The sequence below is a fragment of the Cupriavidus sp. TMH.W2 genome (assembly GCF_050847365.1).
GTDB lineage: Bacteria > Pseudomonadota > Gammaproteobacteria > Burkholderiales > Burkholderiaceae > Cupriavidus.
The window spans coordinates 2,377,171-2,399,900 of record NZ_CP193793.1; the positions used below are offsets into that span (position 1 = coordinate 2,377,171).

The window sequence follows — 22,730 nt, forward strand, 5'->3', positions numbered from 1 at the left end:
TCAAGGAGTCTGCATGTCGACGAACGAGACCGTCTTTGCCAACGTCACGCCGAGGATCGACCCGGCGCCGGCACAGCCGGCCTGCGCCCGGGATCTGCCCGCGGCGCACACCCCAAAGCCAACGCTGGACCACGGCATCGGCCGCGCGATCGATGCCCTGCTGCACCAGCAGCGCCCCGACGGCCACTGGGTCTACGAACTGGAAGCCGATGCCACCATCCCCGCCGAATACGTGCTGATGGTGCACTACCTCGGCGAGGACCCGGACCTGGACCTGGAAGCGCGCATCGCCCGCTACCTGCGCCGCATCCAAAACCCCGACGGCGGCTGGCCGCTGTTCCATGAAGGCAGCTCGGACATCAGCGCCAGCGTGAAAGCCTATTTCGCGCTGAAGATGGCGGGCGACGATCCGCAAGCCGCGCCTATGCAGCGCGCGCGCCAGGCCATCCATGCCATGGGCGGCGCCGAGGCCAGCAATGTGTTTACGCGCACGCTGCTGGCGCTGTACGGCGTGCTGCCGTGGTCGGCGGTGCCGATGATGCCGGTGGAGATCATGCTGCTGCCGCAGTGGTTCCCGTTCCACCTGTCCAAGGTCTCGTACTGGGCGCGCACGGTGATCGTGCCGCTGCTGGTGCTCAACAGCCTGCGCCCGCAGGCGCGCAACCCGCGCGGGGTCGGCATCAACGAGCTGTTCGTCGGCAGCTGCCATACGGTGGGGCTGCCGCCGCGCGCCGCGCACCAGCACGCCGGCTGGTACACCGTGTTCCGCGGCATGGACGCGCTGCTGCGCGTGGCCGAGCCGATCTTTCCGCGCATGCTGCGCCGGCGCGCGATTGCCGCGGCGCAGGCCTTCGTGCGCGAACGGCTCAACGGCGAGGACGGGCTGGGCGCGATCTTCCCGGCGATGGCCAACAGCGTGATGATGTTTGACGTGCTGGGCGTGCCGCCCGACGATTCCGCGCGCGCCGTGGCGCGCCGCTCGATCGAGCGGCTGCTGGTCGAGCACGGCGACGAAGCCTATTGCCAGCCTTGCCTGTCGCCGGTGTGGGATACCTCGCTGGCCGCGCACGCCTTGCTTGAAACCGGCGAAGCGCGCGCGGCGCAGGCGGCCGGACGCGGCCTGGACTGGCTCAAGCCGCTGCAGGTGCTGGACGTGCGCGGCGACTGGGTCGTGCGCCGCCCGCTGGTGCGCCCCGGCGGCTGGGCCTTCCAGTACGCCAATGCCTACTATCCCGACGTGGACGACACCGCCGTGGTGGCCGCCGCGATGGACCGCTTCATGCGCGCGCACGACGCGCCGGGGCGCTACGACGAAGCGGTGGCGCGCGCCTCCGAGTGGATCGTCGGCATGCAGAGCGGCAACGGCGGCTGGGGCGCGTTCGAGCCCGAGAACACGCACCTGTACCTGAACAACATCCCGTTTGCCGACCATGGCGCGCTGCTGGACCCGCCCACCGCGGACGTGTCGGCACGCTGCCTGTCGATGCTGTGCCAGACCGGCGCCACGCCCGACAAGAGCGAGCCCGCCGCGCGCGCGCTGCGCTACCTGCTGGCCGAGCAGATGCCCGACGGCAGTTGGTTCGGCCGCTGGGGCACCAACTATATCTACGGCACCTGGAGCGCGTTGTGCGCGCTGAACGCCGCGGGCCTGCCCCCGGAAGGCCCAGAAATGCGCCGCGCCGTGGACTGGCTCGTGCAGATACAGAACGCCGACGGCGGCTGGGGCGAGGACGGCAGCAGCTACCGGCTGGACTACCGCGGCTACGAGCCGGCGCCGAGCGTGGCTTCCCAGACCGCATGGGCGCTGCTGGCGCTGATGGCGGGCGGCGCCGCGCAGCATCCGGCGGTGGCGCGAGGCATCGACTACCTGCTGCGCACGCAGCCGGCCGGCGGCCTGTGGCATGAGCCGCGCTTTACCGCCGTGGGCTTCCCGCGCGTGTTCTACCTGCGCTACCACGGCTACGCGCGCTTCTTTCCGCTGTGGGCACTGGCACGCTACCGCAACCTGCAGCGCGGCGGCGCCGGCCAGGTGTCGTGGGGGCTATGACGGCACCGTTCGTGCTGGTCGTCACCGGCATGGATTTCGAAGCGCGCATCGCGGCCGGGCCGCATTGCCGCGTGGTGCACGGGCTGCGTGGCCTGGCGCTGGAGCAAGGCGTGTCCGAGATGGCCAGCCGGCACTGCATGGGCATCCTCAGCTTTGGCGTGGCGGGCGGGCTGGACCCGACGCTGGCGCCGGGCGACCTGGTGCTGGCGGATGCGGTCTGCGCGCCTGGCGAGCGCTACGACACCGACACGACATGGACCCGGGCCATGCACGCGGCGCTGCCGCAAGCCAGGGTCGGCACCGCGGCCGGGGCTGACCAGCCGGTGCTTTCAGTCGCCGCCAAGCAGGTGCTGCACCGGGCCACAGGGGCGCTGTGCGTCGACATGGAATCGCATCTCGCCGCGCGCATGGCGGCGGCTTGCCGGCTGCCGTTCGGGGCTTGCCGCGTGGTGATCGACCCGGCCAGCCGCGCGGTGCCGGCTGCCGCGGCGGCGGGGATGGGTGAACACGGCAAGACCGATGTGGGTGCGGTGCTGGGCGGGCTGCTGCGCGCGCCGTGGCAATTGCCGGCGCTGCTGCGCCTGGCGGGCGATGCCGCGGCCGCGCGCGGGGCGCTGCGGGCGGCACGGCTGGCGCTGGGGGATGCGTACGGCTTGCGCGACATGCGCATATAAGCCGGCCGAGCGCATACGCTACCGCGCTTCAGCCCCCGAACTTTCTCACCGCATCCAGTGCCAGCCCGCTGCCGATGCTGCCAAACCGGTCCCCCTCCACGCAGCGCGCTTCAGGCAGCAGCGCCGCCAGCCGCTGCCGCAGCAGCGGCACGCTGCTGGAGCCGCCGGTGAAGAAGATGGTATCGACCGCGGCGCCATCCACGCCGGCATCGGCCAGCAGCTTGTGCACGGTCTGCTCGGTCTTCACCACCAGCTTGTCGATCGATTCATCGAACTCGTCGCGCGTAATGGTCAGCGTCAGGCCCTGCTCCAGCCGGTGCAGGTCCACGTCGGTGCTGCCCGCGTCGGACAAGTCGATCTTGGCGGCTTCCACCTGGATCGCCAGCCAGTGGCCGGCGCGTTCGCGGATCAGCCGCACCAGCCGGTCGAGCTTCACGGTGTCGGCGGCGTCGCGATAGTTGTCCATCACCAGCGACCACGCCTTGCGCGTATAGACCAGGTTGATGGTGTGCCAGCTGGCCAGGTCGAAATACTGGCTCGATGGCATCGCCTTGCCGTTGCGCAGCTCGCTGCCCAGTCCCAGCAACGGCATGGCGCGCGCCAGGCTGAGCGCGCGGTCGAAGTCAGTGCCGCCGATATGCACGCCGCCATTGGCCAGGATGTCGTCGCGCCGGTCGCTGCGCGCGGCGCGCTCGGGCGAGAGCCGCACCAGCGAGAAGTCGGAGGTGCCGCCGCCGATATCGGCCACCAGCACCAGTTCCTCGCGCGTGATCCCGGCCTCGTAGTCAAAGGCCGCGGCGATCGGCTCGTACTGGAACGCGATCTCGCCGAACCCCGCGTCGCGCGCGATCTCGGCCAGCGTGTCTTCGGCGAGCTGGTCGGCGGCCGGGTTCTCGTCGATGAAGAACACCGGGCGGCCCAGCACGGCGCGCGAGAACTCGGTGCCGGCGGCCTGTTCGGCGCGGGTCTTCAGTTCGCGGATGAAATGCGCCAGCAGCTTGCGGAACGGCATGGCCTGGCCCATCACCTCGGTGCTGTCGTCCATCATCGAGGTGCCCAGCAGGCTCTTGAGCGAACGCATCAGCCGGCCTTCATAGCCCTCCAGGTAGTCGCCCAGCGCCGCGCGGCCATAGCTGACCAGCGGGTCCTCCGCGTGGAAGAAGATCACCGAGGGCAGCGTCACCTTGCCGTCTTCCAGCGGCAGCAGCGCCGCCGGCCGCTCCGGGCGGCTCCAGCCGACCGTTGAGTTGGACGTGCCGAAGTCCAGGCCACATGCGTTTGACATCATCGATTCCGTTCCCTGCAAGACGAAGTGGCCCGCGCGGCACAAGGACGGCACGGGCGGGGGCGTCATTGTAGGGCAGTCGCGCTGACCATGGCAGCCTGCGCGGCAGACGATGTTGCCGGGAAGCTATTTTCAAACATTTGTTGAAAGCAGAGCCAACCAAATGCCTGTTTTTCAACAGCACGGCAACTGGGACGATGGCGTCCTCGGCGTGATGCGGCCTGCATCAGCCGCTATCCACCTGGAGCCATGCCATGAATCTCTCCGACATTGTCGACACCCGCTACACCACAAAGGCCTTCGAGGCAGGCCGCACCCTGCCCCAGGCCACCGTGGATCAGTTGCTCGCCGTGCTGCACAAGAGCCCGTCCTCGGTCAATTCCCAGCCTTGGCACTTCGTGGTCGCCGCCACGCCCGAGGCCCGGGCCCGCATGACGCGCGCCACCGTCGACCGCCACGCTTACAACACGGCGAAGATCCAGGATGCCTCGCACGTGATCGCGCTGTGCGTGCGCACGGAGGTGGATGCCGCTCACCTGGCCGGCGTCCTCGCCGCCGAGCAGCGCGACGGGCGTTTTGCCGATGACGCCGCCCGTGCCGGCCAGGACAAGAGCCGCCGCGGCTTTGTCGACCTGCACCGCTACGACCTGCGCGACCTGCAGCACTGGATGACCCACCAGGTCTACCTGGCGCTGGGCGGCCTGCTGGTGGCCGCAGCCGCGCTGGGCGTGGACGCCACGCCGATGGAAGGCATCGATACCCGCGCGCTCGACCTCGAACTGGGCCTGCGCGAGCGCGGACTGACCAGCGTGGCGCTGGTCAGCCTGGGCTACCGCAGCGCGCAGGACTTCAACGCCGCGCTGCCGAAGTCACGGCTCGCGCGCGAGGAGGTGTTTACGTTCCTGTAATGCCGGGGTCAGCCAGCCAGGTCGGGTTCCGGTTCCAGCAGCGGTGCAGGTGCCGGGCTCGCTGCCGGCGCCGCCATCGACGACGCCAGCACATAGCGGTCGCGGCCATGCGCCTTGGCGTGGTAGAGCGCGCGGTCGGCGTCGGCAAACAAGGTGCGCCACAGCGCTTCCTTGCTGCCCGTGCCGCCGCGCAACTGCGCCACGCCGATGCTGACGCTGGCGTGGCCGTGCCCGGCCGGCAGTTCGATCGCCCGCACCTTGCGCAGGACCCGGTTGGCCAGCGCCGAAGCCTGGTGCTCATCGGTATGCGGGCACAGCACGCAGAACTCTTCGCCGCCATAGCGCCCGGCCACGTCCGAGGCGCGGCGCGAGTTGTCCAGCGCATGCGCAACTTCGCGCAGCACGGCGTCGCCGGCGTGGTGGCCGAAGCTGTCGTTGACCTGCTTGAAGTAATCGATGTCGATCACCAGGCATGACAGCGGCTGTCCGTCGCGCTGCCAGCGCGCCACCAGCGACAGCGCCGACATCTCCAGCGCGCCGCGGTTGAGCAGCCCGGTCAGGGCGTCCATGCGCGCGCCGCTCTCGTTGTGCGCGACGATCTGCTCCATCGCCATCACAGTAAAGCCGAACAAGCCCAACAGCGTGGCAATCAGCGGCGCCAGCACCCAGGCCGATCCCGCCGGACCGGCAAAGAACAGCGTCAGCGGCCCTGCGGTTGTGCCCGCCACGGGCAGATTCATGGCATGGCTGAAGCCGGCCAGCTGCGTGGCCAGCTGCACCAGGCTGGCCACCAGCACCAGCGGCGCGCCGATGCTGCGGCGCCCTCGCCCGGCACGCGCCAGCGTGGCGAAGGTGGCCAGCGAAACCAGCGCCAGCACGCCATAGACGATGCGCAGCATCAGCTGCGGTCCGTCGGGCATGCCGCTGGTGGCCGCCATCAGGCCCAGCACGGCCAGCCCCACGCCGGCCAGCGCCGCCGAATGCGCCGGCAAGCCGTAATAGACACGCGCGCCGCGGTAGATCAGCAGCCAGCCGGCCACGAAGGCAAGGGCCCCGAACATGCCAAGCTGGCCGGTCCCGCTGGCCACGCTGATGCCCAGCGCCAGGCCCGCGGCCGACACCAGCAAGTGACCGAAGGCCCACAGCCGCCCCGCCTCGCTCGCGCGCAGCGCGAACACCAGCCCCGCTGCGATGATCAGCGTGCTGGAGAAAAACACCATCATCACCACCGCAATGGTTTGCTGATCCAGGTGCAAGGGGATTTCCTAAAGTATGCCGTCTGCCGTGCCGTCAATATCGATCGGCGGGCATCAGGCCACAGGGGCGGACGAGGCACTTTTCGCGCTTGATTTCACAACATGTGATGTGCACTGTTTTCAGGGCCAGCCGCATGATAGCCCGCGCTTGCGCCGCCGTGACACCCCCGACAAGCCGGGTCGGGTGGACTTCACCTGAAAGGGCTCCCGGCTTCAGTCCAGGGCGCGCGCGGATCGCACGCTGGCGTTTTTCTGCAACACCATGGCCGCTGTCGGCGGCCACCCCGACACCCGCTTTAGCGCCTTCGCCGCCGCCTGGGCTACCGCATGCGCCACATTGCCCGCGCCTACTCGCCACTCACTGGTTTGCAAGCGGAATTAGAGGGAAAGTTACCGGTTTTTGCTTAAGCAGCCGCTGCACCGGATGGATAGAATCATGCGTTGCTCAACCCTGCGCTATCCCCGTATTTCTGCCGCAATGTCTCATCGCCCTGCTATTCCCGACCTTGGTATGACCGTTCCCGCACTCTCGCTTGGTGCCATCCTGGATGACCTGCGCAGCGCCCCGCGCCCGCTGACTTCCGCGGAGTACGCATACCTGGCCCACTTGCGGCAACGCATCGTCACTGGCGACGCGGACCTGTGGACCACGCTCGAGACCGCAGGCGTGCCGTGCCGTGAACGCCGCCTGTCGCCGGAAGTCGTGCAGGCGCTGACCGCGATCGGCCAGTTGCCGATGCACTGAGCGGGCAGCACGCCTGCATCGCAGGAAAATTCTCCGCACCATTTCGGAATCCGGCTCCAACCAGCCCCGCCAGGCCCCGTTACGATCGAATCCCTTCGATCCGCCGGGGACCAGCGCCTGCGCGCCCCGGCCACGGCACGGGCATGGCTCACCGATTCATCAACCGACGCGTCACCTTCCTCTCCCTGCGTGTCTTTGTTGCGCTGATGCAGCATCGCGACACCGGCAGCGCCGCCCAGGCGCTCAACATTCAGCCGCAAAGGCTCTATTACCAGATCCGCCGGCTCGAGGCCGCGCTCGGCACGCAGCTGTTCCAGTCCTGCAGCCCTGACTGGCAGCCAACGCTGGCCGGCGTCAACGCATTGCCCAAGGTCCGCGGCATGCTGGACATCTGGGAGCAGATCGAGGCCAGTACCCTTGCCAGGCGGCTCGCGGCGTTGCCGCAGGTGCGCGTGCCCGGCGGCATGCGCACCGGTGCGGCATTCTGGGTGCGCCAGGCAACGATGTAGGCTCAGGCGAGCCGTTCGCAGTGATAGGCCTCGGTGCGGTAGGGGAAGGCGACCTCGGCACGGCCCGACAGCGCCGGATGCTGTCCGATGACGGCCTGCAGGCGCTGGCGCACGCGGTCCTGCTCAGCGGCCTGCAGCGACGCAATGAAGCTGACCGACATGACCCGGTCCACAATCACCTGCTGCGGCGCGCCCACATGCGTGTAGGGCAGGCTCTGCAGCGCCAGCGGCCCGAACCCCTCGGCGGGAAAGACCCGCTTCCAGTCGCCCTTGTAGAAGCGCGGCGCGTCGCCTTCGTGCGGTGTCATGATGGCCGTCAGCTGCGCCACCCAGTCCACGCTTTCATCGCGCACGTTCCACACCAGCCCGAGCGGGCCGCCGGGACGCAGCACGCGGCGGATTTCCGCCATTGCGCCCGCATTGGCAAACCAGTGGAAGGCCTGCGCGCAGACCACGGCGTCGACGCTGGCATCGGGCAGCGGGATGGCCTCGGCGCTGCCTGCCAGCACCTGCACCGACGGCAGCGCCGCGAACAGCTGCGCGCGCATCTGCGCCACCGGTTCGACCGCGATCACCGCCGCCCCTGTTTCCACCAGCCGGCGCGTGAACTTGCCGGTGCCCGCGCCCAGGTCCAGCGCGGTACGGCCGGCGTGCAGGCCCAGCGTGCCGCGCAGCCAGCCATCGATTGCAGCGGGATATTCGGGACGTCCGCGCGCGTAGGCATCGGCCTGGCTGGCAAATCCCTGTGCGGCGGCTTCGTGGATGGCGGTCATGGGCGGGCTCCGCGGATTTTTCCGGTTGGTTACCGGTGCCGTAGCCTACTCGCCATCCCGGCGTCGGGCAAGGCAGCGCTTAATGCTGCATGCCCCAGCGGCGCACCGAGAGCCGCTCCAGCATGGTGTCGCCGCTGGCGCGAAACACTGGCGTGGGCGGATGCGGTCGTCATGACAGGCTCTGCCATACGGGGGAAGCCGAGGCCGGCGACAACATCGTCTCGTCAAGCCGGCTCCCAAGGTGGACTGGGTCAACTTTGCCGGCCTGCCTGACCAGGCCGACCACGCGCTGGTGCAGAAGTACCTGGGCGCAGCTGCCGCGCTCGCTCCACGATGTCGACTACGCCTTCATCAACGGCAACTATGCGCTGGCCTCGGGCCTGAGGCTGACCTCGGCGCTGGCGCTGGAGAAGAGCCACGACTACTACATGAGCCTGGTGGCGGTGAAGACGGCGGACCTGGACAAACCCTTCGTCAAGGACATCCGCGAGGCCTGCGCGTCGGCCGAGTTCAAGGCCGTGACGCAGCAGCGCTTTGCTGGCTTCGTCCAGCCGCCGTACCAGCGCTGAGCCACCGCGCTCCCGCCAGCAACGAAGCGCCCACGGGCGCATTTTTCTTCCAGAGACGTTGCCGCGCGCATTGTGCGCAGCAAGACAATTTTGTGCCGCGCCCGCCGCGCAAATGCCCTACACTCAAGCTCAAGTCCCCCGCGCCCAAAAAGCACGGCAGGGATCACAACGCGATCATTGCTGCGGATAGCCGCGAAGATCCTCGCGACCGTCCCTGCGGATCCTGTCGAGACAACCGCATCGAGAGACCTGCCATGTCCACGGTTGCGCGCTTTGAGATCGGCTATACCCGTTACCTTGCCCCCCCGGGCGACACATCCTCCCCCACCTCTCCCCCTCCGCCATTCGCCAGCGACCCTGACGCACTGGTGCCGCTGTACCAGGCGATGGTGCTGACACGCCAGTTCGACCTGAAAGCCATTGCCATGCAGCGCACCGGCAAGATCGGCACCTTCGCCTCGGCGCTGGGCCAGGAGGCCATCGGCGTAGGCGTGGCCCATGCCATGCGGCCCGAGGACGTGCTGGTGCCCTCCTACCGCGATCACGCGGCGCAGTTTGTACGGGGCGTCACGATGACCGAGAGCCTGCTGTACTGGGGCGGCGACGAGCGCGGCAGCGGCTTTGCGGCGGCGCCGCATGATTTTGCCAACTGCGTCCCGATCGGTACCCAGGTATGCCACGCGGCCGGCGCCGCCTATGCGTTCGAGCTGCGCGACGAGCCGCGCGTGGCGGTCTGCCTGCTGGGCGACGGGGGCACCTCCAAGGGTGATTTCTACGAGGGCATGAACATGGCCGGCGCATGGCACGCGCCGCTGGTGATCGTGATCAACAACAACCAGTGGGCGATCTCGATGCCGCGCAGCGGCCAGACCGCGGCGCAGACGCTGGCGCAGAAGGCCATTGCCGCGGGCATCCCGGGCGAGCAGATCGACGGCAACGACGTGGTCGCGGTGCGGCACCGCGTGGGCGAAGCCATCGAGCGCGCCCGCGCCGGCGGCGGCCCTGCCCTGATCGAGGCCATCACCTACCGGCTGGGCGACCACACCACCGCCGACGATGCCTCGCGCTACCGCGACGAGGCCAGCGTCAAGGCGCACTGGCAGGAAGAGCCGCTGCTGCGGCTGCGCACCCATCTGCTGGCGCTGGATGCATGGGATGCGGGGCGCGAAGAAGCACTGGTCAAGGCCTGCTCGCAGCAGGTGGCGCAGGCCGTTGAAGCGTACTTGGCCCTGCCGCCGCCCGACCCGGCCGCGATGTTCGATTGCCTGTTCGCGGCCATGCCGCCCGAACTGCAGGCGCAGCTGGAGATTGCCCGGCGCTTCCCGGCACCGCACGGATAGCCGGCGATTCCCGCGCGACCGTCCATCGACATCGTGTCCTGTTCCACAGCGAGGGAACCATGGCGGAAATCAATCTGGTCGAAGCAGTCAACCTGGCGCTGGCCCATGCACTGGAGCACGATCCCGATGTGCTGCTGCTGGGCGAGGACATCGGCGTCAACGGCGGCGTGTTCCGCGCCACCGCGGGCCTGCAGTCGCGCTTTGGCGCCGCGCGCGTCATGGATACACCGCTGGCCGAGGGCGGCATCGTCGGCGCGGCAATCGGCATGGCGGCGATGGGGCTCAGGCCCGTGGCCGAGATCCAGTTCACCGGCTTTATCTACCCGACGGTCGATCACATCATCAACCACGCCGCACGCATGCGGCACCGCACGCGCGGGCGCCTGACCTGTCCGCTGGTGGTGCGCTCGCCGTGCGGCGCCGGCATCCATGCGCCCGAACACCATTCCGAAAGCCCCGAAGCGATGTTCGCGCACATGCCCGGCATCCGCGTGGTGGTGCCGTCGTCGCCGGCGCGCGCGTACGGGCTGCTGCTGGCGGCCATCGCCGATCCGGACCCGGTCATCTTCCTCGAACCCACGCGGCTGTACCGCCTGTTCCGGCAGGAAGTGGCCAACGACGGCGCGGCGCTGCCGCTGGACACTTGCTTCACGCTGCGCGAAGGCAGCGATATCACGCTGGTAAGCTGGGGCGCGATGGTGCAGGAGACGCTCGCCGCCGCCGACGCGCTGGCCGGCGAGGGTGTCACCGCCACCGTCATCGACGTGGCCACGCTCAAGCCGCTGGACATGCAGACCATCCTGGAAGCGGTGGCGCGCACCGGCCGCTGCGTGATCGTGCACGAGGCCCCGCGCACCGCCGGCTTTGGTGCGGAGATCGCCGCGCAGCTGGCCGATGCGGGCCTTTACTCGCTGGCAGCGCCGGTGCAGCGCGTGACCGGCTTCGATACCGTGGTGCCGCTGGCGCGGCTGGAATACACCTACCTGCCAGGCGTCGCCCGCATTGTCGACGCGGCGCGCAGGGCGATGGCGGCATAACGCATGGATTGGCAAGGAGGGCCGTTGATGAGAGTCTTCAAGCTGCCCGACCTGGGCGAAGGCCTGCAGGAGGCCGAGATCGTGACCTGGCACGTCAAGACCGGCGACACCGTGGCCGCGGACCAGCCGCTGCTGTCGGTGGAGACGGCCAAGGCGATCGTGGAAATCCCGTCGCCCTATGCCGGCACCATCGGCAAGTTGTTTGCGCAGCCCGGCGACATCGTCCACCTGGGCGCGCCGCTGGTCGGCTTCGAAGGCGCAGGCGAGGATGCCGACGCGGGCACCGTGGTGGGCTCGGTCCAGGTCGGCACGCATGTGGTCAATGAAGCCGCGCCACCCGGCACCGCGGCGCCCGTCGCCAGCATCGCCGCACACGTCAAGGCCACGCCCGCGGTGCGTGCACTGGCACGCCGGCTGGGCGTGGACCTGGCCATGGCCACGGCTTCCGGGCCCGAAGGCGTGGTGACCGCCGCCGATGTCGAACGCGTGGCCGCCACGCTGGCCGAACTGGGCGCACCCGAAGTGCTGCGCGGCGTGCGCCGCGCGATGGCGCAGAACATGGCGCGCGCGCAGGCCGAAGTGGCCGCCGCCACCGTGATGGACGACGCCGACATCCACGCCTGGCTGCCCGGCGCCGACGTCACCATCCGGCTGGTGCGCGCCCTGGTCGCCGGCTGCCGCGCCGAGCCCGGCCTCAATGCCTGGTACGAAGGCCAGACCGGCCGCCGCCACGTGCTGAAGAAGATCGACGTCGGCATTGCCGCCGACCTGCCCGAAGGCCTGTTCGTGCCGGTGCTGCGCAACGTCGGCAACCGCGACGCGGCCGACCTGCGCCACGGCCTGGACCGCATGCGCGCCGACATCCGCGCGCGCACCATCGCGCCGGAGGAGATGCGCGGCAACACCATCACGCTGTCCAACTTCGGCATGATGGCCGGGCGCTATGCCGCGCCCATCGTCGTGCCGCCAACCGTGGCGATCCTGGGGGCCGGGCGCATGCGCGACGAAGTGGTGGCCGCCGGCGGCGTGCCGGCGGTGCACCGGGTGATGCCGCTGAGCCTGACGTTTGACCATCGCGTGGTAACGGGTGGGGAGGCGGCGCGGTTTCTGGCGGCGGTGATTGCGGATCTGGAGATGGCAGTATAGGGGGCGGCCGGCGCCAATGCCGCCGCAATGAAATACCCCCGCACATGATCGAGGCATACCTGACATCGGTCGCCCTGCACGGGTACCTGATACATCGGTGCATCAAGAGCGCGCCGAGGATCAAGCACGGCCCTTATGGCTCATATAAATAATGCGTTATGTACAGATTCAAGAAGGGGATCTTGGCAAGTTCACTGCGCTGACTGACCCTGGCCTCACCTCCCATGCCAATCGTGTACCGCGCGCCGTCGCGACCGGTAAATTCCCCCTCTCTGGTTTCCCAGCCACAGCATGCAAATTTCAATCGACTGACTTTGGCGAAGCGAACCAGCCAGTCCTCCACCTTCGCAATATCCTTTCCCTTGACGCGGTAGATCGCCTCCAACCTTTCCATACCCGGATCCGGACTGTGGATTCGATTGCAACTGACGAACTCCACGTCGGGTCTTTGTAGACCGAGGCGATTCATGAAGTCACCGCACACGAGGGGTGGCGCTGGCATTTCCGTGGCAGCGGCGCTTTCCAGACAGGCAAGCAGACACATCAAAAAGAGCCATCTCAAACAGCTACCTCCAACAATGCAACGTATCTACCCTTGCTATCCGGCAGACGGTGTGAGATCAGGAAATTGTAAACAAGATTCCATCGCTCGATCTCATGGACGGTCACACAGCCCTCAGACAGGTGGCCGATATGGATATAACGCGATGAGTTTCCCGTCGTTCCAGCCAACTCGATGGGAAACCAGACATCGTTCGCTTTGATTCGGCTGGGAAACGTATCGCGATAGCCGCGCGTCGAAATCTGGGCGTGAGAGGTGTCCGGCGCCATGACGCGATGAGTCCCTGGCGAAATCGGCGTAAATGCACCATTCCAGACACTATTAAGGGTCACCGTTATGGGCTGTCCTTTGACGCATAAAGTTGCCCACTGCTGTAACAACCTTCCTTTAAATGGCGACACCTCCTCTCTGCGCGCATCATATTTGACTCTCACGATTTCCGTCGCGACAGTCGGGGCCGTCTTCATCAGGTGCTTTGCTGCATTCTCTTCGGACAAGCTCGCCGTGTGGCCGGTGTAGCCGCTCCACCCGTCAGCGATCTTGAAATAGGTGCGGCCGTTTCTGGTCGCTACCATTGTCACCTTGGTATATTCACAGAGAAATGTAAAGCCACCCCCCTCTAACGCGACCTTCAACCAGCCATACGTGTCCTCGTCCAGCTTGACGTAGCGTGTCTCAATGGTGGCTGCATGCCTGCTGCCTTGCTTCTGGTTCGATGTGGCGATATGGTTCTGTACGTAGTTGGCCATATTGATTGCACTTATATCAGTTCGACGATGAGTTTTATTGGACCTTTCGTACGAACTCGGGAAGTTTCCCCGGCACCATCAGTCACGCCCTCAAAAACTTGCCCGTCTTCTGCAGTTATCTTGTAGCGTTGATTGACTACCGGTTGCCCGTCCTCGTCCTCCAGGACAATTAGTTCGTCGTATTCCAGTGTTTGCTCGTCCGTCGAACCATTCGCATACGGCGGGACGTGAGCCACGGCTTGGTGATGTCCGCCGCTTACCTCAATGCTGAAATCTGTTCGCGAGTGAATGACGAATGGATGGACTGGGCATTTGCAATAGACACGCGCGCCCGTCACTAACAATTTTTTTCCGTGCACACTGAAGGCACGAGGCAGTCGTTCATCACAGGGCCGCCAGCCTTGCAAGCGGGACAGGTTGCAAAGTCGCCTTCAACACCTACCAGTACACCGTGATGGATTACACTCCGGCCCGTACCAGCGAGTACACCGTTTGTGCTGGTCTTGTCTCCGTTCCGGAGCGCGTATCGGATATCCGGCATAGTGACCGCCTATGCGCGTACTGGGAAATAGGCGGGGTCGAGTAACCCGGGGATCGGATTGCCGTCTAACTCGTGGAATTCCAACGCCGTCACGGGGCTGGATACGATGGTGTCCCCATTGCTCAAAGGGCTGCCGATGATTGCCACAGACACTCCCTTCATCTCGCACGCGTTGCCTGCACCTGCCATGACCACCGCCGTGCTGCCGTCCGGGTAAGACGCCACATCGCCAACCCGAACAATGGGGCGGCCATCATAGTGAATCTGCCCTGAGCCTTTTTACACTTCACCGCCGTTCGCGGTCTTCGCACCTTCGAAAGCTGCAACGTGAGTCTTCTTGCTCTTCCTGTCTTGCATCATGGCTCCTTGCATGGATATGGCCTTCTGCCAAAGGACCATTGAGCCAAAGACCGTCGCGAAACTGAATAGGCAATGCCTTAATTTGCGGAAGCGCTTGCGCTGATCAAGGCGGCGCATGTGAATTTTGAGCGCCCTAGGATTCAGGTATGGAGAACGCCTGTCCTGATTCTTCAGGGCAGACTCCCGCTCGGGAGAGGGAAGACGCTGGCCTCGGCGCTGTTTTGCCCTGTATATAATCCCCATCCAATCGCCGCCGCCATCACCGGCCGGGACAGCCGGACACCCCTCATGGAATCCAAGACCGCCCGCCTTACCATCCTGATCGATCCGGTCAAGAAAAAGGCCTTTGAAACCCTGTGCGCCTCGCAGGACCTGACGCCGTCGCAGGTGGTGCGCCAGCTGATCCGCGAATACCTGGCCCAGCATGGCGTGGAATACGCCACCAAGGCCAGGCCGGCGGGCAGCACACGGCAGAAGAAGTAACTCAGCGCGGGGCGTTGCGCTCGCCTTTATCCTCCCCTGCCAGTTCGCCGCTGCGCCGCACCGCCTGCGCCAGCGAATCCGCGTAGTTGCCCTCCCCCAGCGCCGCCAGCACGCCCGCGCGCGCCAGCTTTTCCCTGACCCGTTCGTTGGCTTCGGCCAGCACCACCGTCACGCCGCGCTTCTGCAGCGTGACGATCACCGCCTCCAGCGTCTGCAGGCCGGTCATGTCCATGAAGGGCACGCGGCCCAGGCGGATCAGCAGCACGCGCGGCTCGGTGTGGGTCTGCACCAGCGCGCGCTCGCAGGCTTCGACGGCGCCGAAGAAGAAAGGGCCGTCGATCGCATAGACCAGCACCTCCGGTGGCATGCGCGCCGGCAGGCCGGCGTCGGCATCGCCCAGTTCGCGCGCCAGGTCCAAGGCATCCTGGCGCGCCACCTCCACCGACGCCGACATGCGTCGCAGGAACTGCAGCATGGCCAGGATCACGCCGATATTGACCGCCACCACCAGGTCGGTCAGCACCGTCAGGGTGAAGGTGATCAGCAGGATCGCCACGTCGGCGCGCGGCGCGCGGCGGACCATGCGGGCGAACTGGCGCATCTCGCTCATGTTGTACGCCACCACGAACAGGATCGCGGCCAGCGTGGCCAGCGGCACGCTGGCCGCCAGCGGTGCCAGGAACAGCAGCACCAGCACCAGCGTCAGCGCATGCACCACGCCGGCCAGCGGGCTGTTGCCGCCGTTGCGGATATTGGTGGCGGTGCGTGCGATGGCGCCGGTGGCGGCAAACCCGCCGAACAGTGGCGCCAGGACGTTGGCGATGCCCTGGCCGACCAGCTCCTGGTTGGAATCGTGCCGGGTGCCGGCCATGCCGTCAGCCACCACCGCAGACAGCAGCGACTCGATCGCGCCCAGCATGGCGATGGTGAAGGCCGGCCCGGCCAGCTCCAGCACGCGGGCCAGCGTCATGTCAGGCAGCCCCGGCACGGGCAGCCCGCGCGGCAGGCCGCCAAAGGCGGTGCCGATGGTGGCCACGCCGTCGAAGCGGAACAGCGCCTGCACCGCGGTAGCTGCCAGCAGTGCCACCAGCGGCCCGGGGATACGCCGCAGCCAGCGCACGCGCGGCGCGCCCACGACCAGGGCCAGGCTGCCAAGCGCCAGCGCGGTGGTCGCCGGGTGCCATTGCGGCAGCGCCTGCAGCAAGTGCCAGAATTTTTCGTGGAAATGCTCGCCTGCCACCGGCGGCAGGCCGAAGAAGTCGCGCCACTGGCCGACGAAGATGATCACGCCGATGCCCGCCGTGAAGCCGACAATCACCGGCGCGGGGATAAACCGGATCACGCTGCCCAGCCGTGTCAGGCCCATCGCCAGCAGGATCAGCCCCGCCATCAGGGTGGCGATCTGCAGGCCGTCGATGCCATGGCGCGCAGTCACCGCGGACAGCACCACGATAAAGGCGCCGGTGGGCCCGGCGATCTGCAACCGGCTACCGCCGAACAGCGACACCGCCAGCCCGGCGACGATGGCCGTGTACAGGCCCTGCTCCGGCTTGGCACCGGACGCAATCGCAAAGGCCATTGCCAGCGGCAGCGCCACCACCCCGACGATCACGCCCGACACGATATTCGGCAGCCAGTTGCCGCGTCGGAACAATCCGGCCAGCCAAGCTTCGCGCAGCGCGATCATGCGTTGATCCCTCGGGTTGGTGCAGGAACAAGGTGCATTGGATGATAACAGGATGTTAATGTCCGCCGCTCCCCGACGGCTCGCGGCTCGCGCCGTGATATCCGCCTCCGCGACCCTGTCGCTTATGCCACTCAATTCCTATACTGGATTGGCTCGCCCGGCAGTCCGCGGACGGGCCAGGCGGACGCGGTATCTCTCTGCAACCGGAGGCACATCATGTTCAGGCACCTCCTTGTACCGACCGACGGCTCCGCGCGCGCCGACGCCATGGCGGCCCGCGCCATGGCGTTCGCCAGCCGCATCGGCGCCCGCGTGACCGGGCTGCATGTGATTCCCGAGTATCACGTACTGACGTACCGGCTGACCAGCCTGCAAGACACCAGGGACACCTTCACCGCGGAAGCCGCGCGCCACGCGGACACGTTCCTGGCCGCGCTAAACCACGCCGCCGCGCAGGCCGGCGTGCCCTGCGAGACCATCACCGCGACCGACGACCATCCCTGGCAGGCCATCGTCCAGTGCGCGGAGCAACGCGAGTGCGACCTGATCGTGATGTCGTCGCATGGCAAGCGCGGGCTGCAGGCGCTGCTGATCGGCAGCGAGACACACAAGGTCCTGACCCACAGCACGATCCCGGTGCTGGTCTTCCGCTAGGGACAACGAGCAACAGCGCGCGGCGCCGGACGGCACCAGGGCGACGCGCTTTTCCACACCACGCCAACTGCAAGGAGCGCAACCATGGCGATTCGACTGGGCGAGCAAGCCCCCGATTTCACCGCCGACACCACGGAAGGGAAGATCAGCTTCCATGAGTGGATCGGCGACAGCTGGGCCATCCTGTTCTCGCATCCGAAGGACTTCACGCCGGTGTGCACCACCGAACTGGGCTATATGGCCGGGCTCAAGCCCGAGTTCGACAAGCGCAATACCAAGATCATCGGCCTGAGCATCGACCCGGTCGGCGACCACCAGCGCTGGGCCAAGGACATCGAGGAAACGCAAGGCCATGCGATCAACTATCCGATGATCGGCGATGCCGACCTGACCGTGGCCAAGCTCTACGACATGATCCACCCCGAGGCCAGCGGCAGCGGCCCGCGCACGGCAGTGGACAACGCCACCATCCGCTCGGTGTTCATCATCGGCCCGGACAAGAAGGTCAAGGCGATGCTGGTGTATCCGATGAGCGCGGGGCGCAATTTCGACGAGGTGCTGCGGCTGCTGGATTCGCTGCAGCTCAATGCCAAGCACACCGTGGCCACGCCGGTGAACTGGAAGCCGGGTGAGGACGTCATCATCCCGACCTCGGTCTCGGACGAGGATGCCAGGAAGAAGTACCCGCAGGGCTTCAAGACCCTGAAGCCTTACCTGCGCACGGTGGAGCAGCCCAAGTAAGGAAAAGCGAGGAGAGCAGGAAGAGCGAGGAGCGGCAGCACCAGGGAGCGCGGCCGGCGTGGCAGTGACGCCAGGCCAGCGTCGGACTTCCCGGCCGGTATCGAGCTGTGCCGGCCGGGAAGAGTCCGGCCGGTCCCGCTTGCCCACAGGAACTATCCACAGGTTCAGTGGATATCCCCCCTCTTGACAACCGCCAAGGGCGCGCCAGCGCTGGAACACACTGGAGTGCCCGTTTTATAGGCAACCCGCCGGCTTACGGGAATGGTTGCGGGCGTTTGAATTTTGTGCGTGTTGCGATTCTTCCGCCAGCAGGCGCTCAGCGCGTCAGCACCTCGCGGATGGTGTCGGCCAGTTCCTTGGCCACGAATTTGGCCACATAGGCGTCCGCGCCCACCTTGCGCACATGCTCCTCGCTGGCCTCGCCCGACAGTGATGAATGAATCACCACGGGCAACGACTTCAGCCGGCTGTCCGCCTTGATCTTGCGAGTCAGCGTAAAGCCGTCCATCTCCGGCATTTCCAGGTCGGTCAGCACCAGTGCCACGTCATCGTGCACCGACCTGCCGTGGCTGGCCGCCTCGGCAGCGATGCGGTCGAGCAACTCCCACGCCTCCTTGCCGGACTTGGTCATCACCACCGGCGCCCCCAGCGCCTTCAGCCCCTGCTCGATCAGGCCGCGCGCCAGGGCCGAATCGTCGGCGGCAATGACCCTGGCGCCCGGACGCAGGCTCAGTTGCGGGCCGACCGTGCCCGGGTCCACGTCCGGCTGGCGCGCCGGCAGCACATCGCGCAGGATCTGCTCCACGTCCAGCACCTGCACCAGCCGAGACGGGTCGGTGCCCCCCTCAGTGTCCCCATCCAGCTTGGCGATGCTGGTGACGTGACCGGTCCGCACGCTGGCCTCGGCTGAATGCACCTGGTTCCATTCCAGGCGCACGATTTCCTCCACACCTTCCACCGCGAAGCCCTGCGTCGAACGTGCATATTCCGTCACCAGCAGGATGCCCAGCCCGGTGCGCGGCTTGCAGCCGACCAGTCTGGGCAGGTCGATCACCGGAATCACCTGCCCGCGGATATCCGCCATGCCCAGGATCGACGGGTCGGCACCGACCACGGTGACCACCGGCGGCATCACCAGAATCTCGCGCACCTTGAAGACATTGATGCCGAACAGCTCCGACTGACCGGAGTGCTCGGACTCGCCGAGCCGGAACAGCAGCAGCTCGAACTGGTTGTTGTTGGTGAGGTTGGTCCGTTCGTCGATGTCCCTCATGGAACTGCTCATGCTGCGCTCCCGTGCCGTGCGTGTGGTGTTTGCCGCCGTCGTTGTCGTCTGCCTGCGGCCGTGGCGGATAGCGGACGGCAGGGTTCCTGACTGGATATCGGCGCACGCCAACGGGAGTTGAGCCGCGCACGCAGCGCATGTGCGGACGTCATCGCTGGGGAGCAAACCAGCAGCGTGCGAGCGGCATCTACCCGCCCGCCAGCGCCTGCAGGATATGCACCTCGTCGGCCTCCTGCAATGGCGCATCCAGCCGCATCAGCTGCGTGCGGTTGACGAAGACGCGGATATACGGCCGCAGCTTGCCCTGCTCATCGACGATGCGAAAGCGCATGCCGGGGAACTGGCGGTCGAGGTCGTCGAGTAGTTCAGCAATGCTGGCGCCACGGGCTTCGACGTATTCGCGCTGTCCGGTGTAAGAGAAGAGCGGCGTCGCGATGCGGACCTGCATGGATGTCTCCGGATCGGCTGGTGGCATTCAGGCAGGGCGCGCCACGGTCACCGCGTACACCTGCGGCAGGTTGCGGGCGATGCATTGCCAGGCCTCGCCCTCATCGGCGCTGGCCCAGAGCTCGCCGCCCGTGGTGCCGAAGTACACGCCCACCGGGGCGTGGGCGTCGGTGGCCATGGCCTGGCGCTTGACGGTGAACCAGCCCTGTTCGGCCGGCAGGCCGCGGTCCTGGCGCTGCCAGGTTTCGCCGGCATCGCGCGTGACATAGGCTGCCGGGTGCCCGCCCGGGCTGACGCGCGGCCAGACATCGCTGCCGTCCATCGGGAATACCCACACCGTGCGCGGATCGCGGCGGTGGGCGACGATCGGGAAGCCGATATCGCCGACGTCGGCCGGCATGGCTTCGCCAATGCGCTTCCACACGCCTTCGCGGCGGTCCATGCGGTAGATACCGCAATGGTTCTGCTGGTACAGGATGTCCGGGTCGGCAGGATGCTGCAGCATGCAGTGCGGGTCCTGCCCGTATTCCGGATTGGGATCGGGCAGGAAGGTGGCAAGGCTGCCGCGGTTCAGCGGCTTCCAGTCGGCGCCGCCGTCGGTGCTCTCGAACACACCGCCGCTGGACATGCCGATATACAGGTGGCGGGCGTCGCGCGGATCGACCAGCACGGAATGCATCTTGGGGCCGTCGGGCGTGCCGTCCTGCTCGCCGCCGGTCCAGGTGCGCCACATCGGGTGGTCGTTGAAGCCGGACACCGGTTCCCAGGTCGCGCCATGGTCGGCGCTGCGGAACAGGCCCTGCGGCGAGGTGCCGGCGTACCAGGTGCCAGTCTCGCTGGCATGGCCCGGCGTGAGCCAGAACACGTGATCGACGACCCGGCCGGTCCCACCCTCCGGCGCCTTGTCGAAGGCGGGCGGGCGCGCGGCCTCGGTCCAGTTGCGGCCGCCGTCGGTGGAGCGGAACACGGTCGGGCCCAGGTGGCCGGTGCGCGCCGCCATCAGCATGCGCGACGGTTCGCGCGGGTCCTGCACGATATGGTGGATGGTGTGGCCGAGAAACGTCGGACCCTCGATCTGCCAGCTGCGGCGCGCGGCGTCGCTGGTCAGGAACCAGGCGCCCTTGGTGGTGGCCACCAGCAGCCTGACGGGGCCGGTATCGGTTTCGGGCTTGGGGAAAGTCGTCATCATGGCTCCTGCAAGAAGGCCGGTGAACGATGCTTCCGAGTCTAGTACATGTAGACAGTGTTCACAATTAAGGGATGACCGAAGCTGCTGGCGGCGCGGCAGCGACGGCCACGATGAACTCGAAGTAGAACGGAGTTAAAAGCGGAAGCCGGCAACTTGCCTGGACATTGTGCGCAAAGTATGGCATAAGCGATGCTTCACCGAATCTTTGCGCCCCGGCCCCCATGCTTCGCACTGTCCGCTTCGCCACCCTGAACCGCCCGGCCCTGCCGGCGGCAGGCGGGCGCGTGCGCGCCGCGCAGCGCCGGGGCGTTGCCATCGACCTGGCCGACCGCTTCCACGCGTACGCCCAGGTCCGCCGCGCCGTGCTTTTCCTGGCCGTGCGGGCAGCTCGGGGCGCCACCCTCCAGTCCTGAGCTTTCCCGCACGGCCCATGTCGCGGATGCCATCCGGCACCCGCCCGATCATGCAGCCAGGAGAAAGCCAGACATGTCACCCCTCTACCGCCATACCTTCTGCGCCATGGTGGCGCTTGCCGCCCTCTACCTGATCCTCAATCCCTGAGCCGAGTGGAGTCTTGCCATGGTGAATGTCCATGCCCTGGGCCTGCCGGCGCTGCCGCGCGCGCTTGAACTGCGCATCGACGTTGAACTGGCGCCCGGCGACATCGAGCGCGAACTGGACGCCCTGCACGGCCGCATCGGCCAACCGGGGGACCGCCTGCATGCCATGCCGGCGCTGCCCGCGGGCGTGCCAGGCCTGCGCCTGCGCTACCGCGAGGCGGACGGCGAGTATTACGTCTATGTGGAAGATGTGATGCAGCGCCGGCTGGCCGGCTATACCGTCTTCAACCGATTAATCGAGGTTGGCCGCCGGGCCGACCCCTGGGTGCGGGCGCCACATACAAAGTTTGCGCCCGCTTACCAGCGCCGCGGCCTGGCCCGTGCGCTGTACCGCTGGGCGCTGGACGGCGGGCTGTGCCTGCTGAGCGGGGCGCGGCAGTCGGCCGGCGCCAACGCCTTATGGCAGGCGCTGGCCGCCGGCTATCCGATGGGCTATGTCGACTTGCGCAGCAAGACGCTGACCTGGCTGGGCCAGGCTGTCGACGCGCCCGTGCGCGAGGGCCTGCATACGCGGATGCTGTTGCTCGGGCGCGGCTGGACGCTGGACGCGTTCATGGCCCGCACTGGCATGTACTGACGCGGCGCGCCGGCTTACAGCCAGCGGATCGGCGCGGCTTCGCGCGCGTTGGCCGCGTACAGGGTCCAGCCCTGCGCGAAGTAAGCACGCACGCGCGCAACCAGCGACTGGCTGCCGCCGACGCGGGCATAGCAGGCGACATCGCGGGCCGGCTGGGCGGCGGCGGGCCTGGATGCCTTGGCTTTGGCGGGCTGGCGATAGAGGGTGTCGGCGAGTACTTGCATGGCGAATGTCCTTTCCGGTTGGATGGAGGTTGCGCGCCTCACGAAGCACATCTGACCGTGGTTCGGCCCGAATCGGGAGGCAGTTCAGGGTTATCCCTAGTATAAAGAAGTTGCGCCCGGATCATCCGGGTCTGTACCTATAGGCCGTATATGAGGTGCGTGATAATAGCCGGCTGCCGGAAGCGCCACCCGGAGCCAATCCATCGATCAAAGGTGCCCAATCGTCACATTCGGTATTCCGCAAGGCACATGCCGCGCATTGCCTGCCGGTGATGATGCATGGCGCGCGCTCACCTAGCCTTCAGCCTTGCCCGGATCAAGC

The 22,730-nt window shown here is 67.1% G+C and carries 24 protein-coding genes and 1 pseudogene; 14 read left to right on the forward strand and 11 right to left on the reverse strand.

The features are described 5' to 3' along the window. The first annotated feature begins 13 nt into the window (after positions 1–13). Together shc and ACREYQ_RS28145 are read left to right on the forward strand one after the other, a co-directional pair. Positions 14–2,047: a squalene--hopene cyclase gene (shc, locus tag ACREYQ_RS28140; protein ID WP_432261244.1), complete on the forward strand. Its 2,034-nt coding sequence runs from the start codon at positions 14–16 to the stop codon at positions 2,045–2,047. Continuing rightward, positions 2,044–2,721, forward strand: coding sequence for a phosphorylase (locus tag ACREYQ_RS28145; RefSeq protein ID WP_432261245.1), 678 nt, complete (start codon positions 2,044–2,046; stop codon positions 2,719–2,721). The genes shc and ACREYQ_RS28145 overlap by 4 nt, the downstream gene beginning before the upstream one ends. Before the next feature lie 28 nt (positions 2,722–2,749). Here ACREYQ_RS28145 and ACREYQ_RS28150 read toward each other — a convergent pair whose 3' ends face one another. After that, a complete protein-coding gene (locus tag ACREYQ_RS28150; protein ID WP_432261246.1) occupies positions 2,750–4,009 on the reverse strand; it encodes an Hsp70 family protein in 1,260 nt (419 codons plus the stop codon). 251 nt (positions 4,010–4,260) lie between these two features. On the opposite strand from ACREYQ_RS28150, the gene nfsB reads away from it, so the two are divergent. Then, positions 4,261–4,914 (forward strand): oxygen-insensitive NAD(P)H nitroreductase, encoded by a 654-nt coding sequence (nfsB, locus tag ACREYQ_RS28155; RefSeq protein ID WP_432261247.1) that lies wholly within the window; start codon positions 4,261–4,263, stop codon positions 4,912–4,914. Positions 4,915–4,922: 8 nt separating this feature from the next. Here nfsB and ACREYQ_RS28160 read toward each other — a convergent pair whose 3' ends face one another. Then, a complete protein-coding gene (locus ACREYQ_RS28160) occupies positions 4,923–6,170 on the reverse strand; it encodes a diguanylate cyclase (RefSeq protein ID WP_432261248.1) in 1,248 nt (415 codons plus the stop codon). 511 nt (positions 6,171–6,681) lie between these two features. Here ACREYQ_RS28160 and ACREYQ_RS28165 point away from each other — a divergent pair. Together ACREYQ_RS28165 and ACREYQ_RS28170 are read left to right on the forward strand one after the other, a co-directional pair. Continuing rightward, entirely contained in the window at positions 6,682–6,915 is a 234-nt protein-coding gene (locus tag ACREYQ_RS28165; RefSeq protein ID WP_234825046.1) for an IclR family transcriptional regulator, read from the forward strand. Positions 6,916–7,058: 143 nt separating this feature from the next. Then, positions 7,059–7,424 (forward strand): helix-turn-helix domain-containing protein, encoded by a 366-nt coding sequence (locus tag ACREYQ_RS28170; protein ID WP_432261249.1) that lies wholly within the window; start codon positions 7,059–7,061, stop codon positions 7,422–7,424. A gap of 2 nt (positions 7,425–7,426) precedes the next feature. On the opposite strand, the gene ACREYQ_RS28175 is transcribed toward ACREYQ_RS28170, so the two are convergent. Beyond that, positions 7,427–8,197 (reverse strand): class I SAM-dependent methyltransferase, encoded by a 771-nt coding sequence (locus ACREYQ_RS28175; RefSeq protein ID WP_432261250.1) that lies wholly within the window; start codon positions 8,195–8,197, stop codon positions 7,427–7,429. Positions 8,198–8,505: 308 nt separating this feature from the next. On the opposite strand from ACREYQ_RS28175, the pseudogene ACREYQ_RS28180 reads away from it, so the two are divergent. The 4 genes and pseudogenes from ACREYQ_RS28180 to ACREYQ_RS28195 all read left to right on the forward strand — a co-directional run. Then, positions 8,506–8,766: pseudogene (locus tag ACREYQ_RS28180) on the forward strand (MetQ/NlpA family ABC transporter substrate-binding protein); the annotation flags it as partial. Positions 8,767–9,020: 254 nt separating this feature from the next. Beyond that, positions 9,021–10,106, forward strand: a complete 1,086-nt coding sequence (gene pdhA / locus ACREYQ_RS28185; RefSeq protein ID WP_432261251.1) for a pyruvate dehydrogenase (acetyl-transferring) E1 component subunit alpha — start codon at positions 9,021–9,023, stop codon at positions 10,104–10,106. Positions 10,107–10,165: 59 nt separating this feature from the next. Beyond that, positions 10,166–11,143 (forward strand): alpha-ketoacid dehydrogenase subunit beta, encoded by a 978-nt coding sequence (locus ACREYQ_RS28190; protein WP_432261252.1) that lies wholly within the window; start codon positions 10,166–10,168, stop codon positions 11,141–11,143. A gap of 27 nt (positions 11,144–11,170) precedes the next feature. Continuing rightward, positions 11,171–12,289, forward strand: a complete 1,119-nt coding sequence (locus tag ACREYQ_RS28195; protein WP_432261253.1) for a dihydrolipoamide acetyltransferase family protein — start codon at positions 11,171–11,173, stop codon at positions 12,287–12,289. Positions 12,290–12,422: 133 nt separating this feature from the next. On the opposite strand, the gene ACREYQ_RS28200 is transcribed toward ACREYQ_RS28195, so the two are convergent. From ACREYQ_RS28200 to ACREYQ_RS28210, 3 genes are all read right to left on the reverse strand, one after another. Continuing rightward, positions 12,423–12,758 carry a DUF4952 domain-containing protein gene (locus tag ACREYQ_RS28200; RefSeq protein ID WP_432261254.1) on the reverse strand — a complete coding sequence of 112 codons (336 nt, stop codon included), beginning with the start codon at positions 12,756–12,758 and terminating at the stop codon, positions 12,423–12,425. A gap of 89 nt (positions 12,759–12,847) precedes the next feature. After that, positions 12,848–13,600: a hypothetical protein gene (locus tag ACREYQ_RS28205; RefSeq protein WP_432261255.1), complete on the reverse strand. Its 753-nt coding sequence runs from the start codon at positions 13,598–13,600 to the stop codon at positions 12,848–12,850. A gap of 550 nt (positions 13,601–14,150) precedes the next feature. Beyond that, the gene (locus ACREYQ_RS28210; protein ID WP_432261256.1) at positions 14,151–14,366 is read right to left on the reverse strand and encodes a hypothetical protein; all 216 of its coding nucleotides are present in this window, start codon (positions 14,364–14,366) and stop codon (positions 14,151–14,153) included. A gap of 423 nt (positions 14,367–14,789) precedes the next feature. Between ACREYQ_RS28210 and ACREYQ_RS28215 the strand changes: the two genes are divergently transcribed. Then, positions 14,790–14,984: a CopG family transcriptional regulator gene (locus tag ACREYQ_RS28215; RefSeq protein WP_432261257.1), complete on the forward strand. Its 195-nt coding sequence runs from the start codon at positions 14,790–14,792 to the stop codon at positions 14,982–14,984. A 1-nt stretch (position 14,985) separates the two neighbouring features. Here the strand turns inward: ACREYQ_RS28215 and ACREYQ_RS28220 are convergent, their stop codons facing one another. After that, entirely contained in the window at positions 14,986–16,671 is a 1,686-nt protein-coding gene (locus ACREYQ_RS28220; RefSeq protein ID WP_432261258.1) for a SulP family inorganic anion transporter, read from the reverse strand. Between the two features lie 216 nt (positions 16,672–16,887). Between ACREYQ_RS28220 and ACREYQ_RS28225 the strand changes: the two genes are divergently transcribed. Together ACREYQ_RS28225 and ACREYQ_RS28230 are read left to right on the forward strand one after the other, a co-directional pair. Beyond that, the gene (locus ACREYQ_RS28225) at positions 16,888–17,325 is read left to right on the forward strand and encodes a universal stress protein (protein WP_432261259.1); all 438 of its coding nucleotides are present in this window, start codon (positions 16,888–16,890) and stop codon (positions 17,323–17,325) included. A gap of 84 nt (positions 17,326–17,409) precedes the next feature. Further along, complete coding sequence (locus ACREYQ_RS28230; RefSeq protein WP_432261260.1) at positions 17,410–18,066, forward strand: peroxiredoxin; 657 nt, start codon at positions 17,410–17,412, stop codon at positions 18,064–18,066. 316 nt (positions 18,067–18,382) lie between these two features. Here the strand turns inward: ACREYQ_RS28230 and ACREYQ_RS28235 are convergent, their stop codons facing one another. The 3 genes from ACREYQ_RS28235 to ACREYQ_RS28245 all read right to left on the reverse strand — a co-directional run bounded on the left by ACREYQ_RS28235 (position 18,383) and on the right by ACREYQ_RS28245 (position 20,987). Further along, complete coding sequence (locus ACREYQ_RS28235; RefSeq protein WP_432261261.1) at positions 18,383–19,351, reverse strand: chemotaxis protein; 969 nt, start codon at positions 19,349–19,351, stop codon at positions 18,383–18,385. Positions 19,352–19,538: 187 nt separating this feature from the next. Beyond that, positions 19,539–19,799 carry a MoaD/ThiS family protein gene (locus tag ACREYQ_RS28240; RefSeq protein WP_432261262.1) on the reverse strand — a complete coding sequence of 87 codons (261 nt, stop codon included), beginning with the start codon at positions 19,797–19,799 and terminating at the stop codon, positions 19,539–19,541. Positions 19,800–19,826: 27 nt separating this feature from the next. Further along, complete coding sequence (locus ACREYQ_RS28245) at positions 19,827–20,987, reverse strand: WD40/YVTN/BNR-like repeat-containing protein (protein WP_432261263.1); 1,161 nt, start codon at positions 20,985–20,987, stop codon at positions 19,827–19,829. Positions 20,988–21,208: 221 nt separating this feature from the next. Between ACREYQ_RS28245 and ACREYQ_RS28250 the strand changes: the two genes are divergently transcribed. Together ACREYQ_RS28250 and ACREYQ_RS28255 are read left to right on the forward strand one after the other, a co-directional pair. Continuing rightward, a complete protein-coding gene (locus ACREYQ_RS28250) occupies positions 21,209–21,400 on the forward strand; it encodes a glycosyl hydrolase (protein WP_432261264.1) in 192 nt (63 codons plus the stop codon). A gap of 166 nt (positions 21,401–21,566) precedes the next feature. Beyond that, positions 21,567–22,184, forward strand: a complete 618-nt coding sequence (locus tag ACREYQ_RS28255; RefSeq protein ID WP_432261265.1) for an N-acetyltransferase — start codon at positions 21,567–21,569, stop codon at positions 22,182–22,184. Between the two features lie 14 nt (positions 22,185–22,198). Here ACREYQ_RS28255 and ACREYQ_RS28260 read toward each other — a convergent pair whose 3' ends face one another. Further along, positions 22,199–22,408: a hypothetical protein gene (locus ACREYQ_RS28260; protein ID WP_432261266.1), complete on the reverse strand. Its 210-nt coding sequence runs from the start codon at positions 22,406–22,408 to the stop codon at positions 22,199–22,201. Positions 22,409–22,730 lie beyond the last annotated feature (322 nt).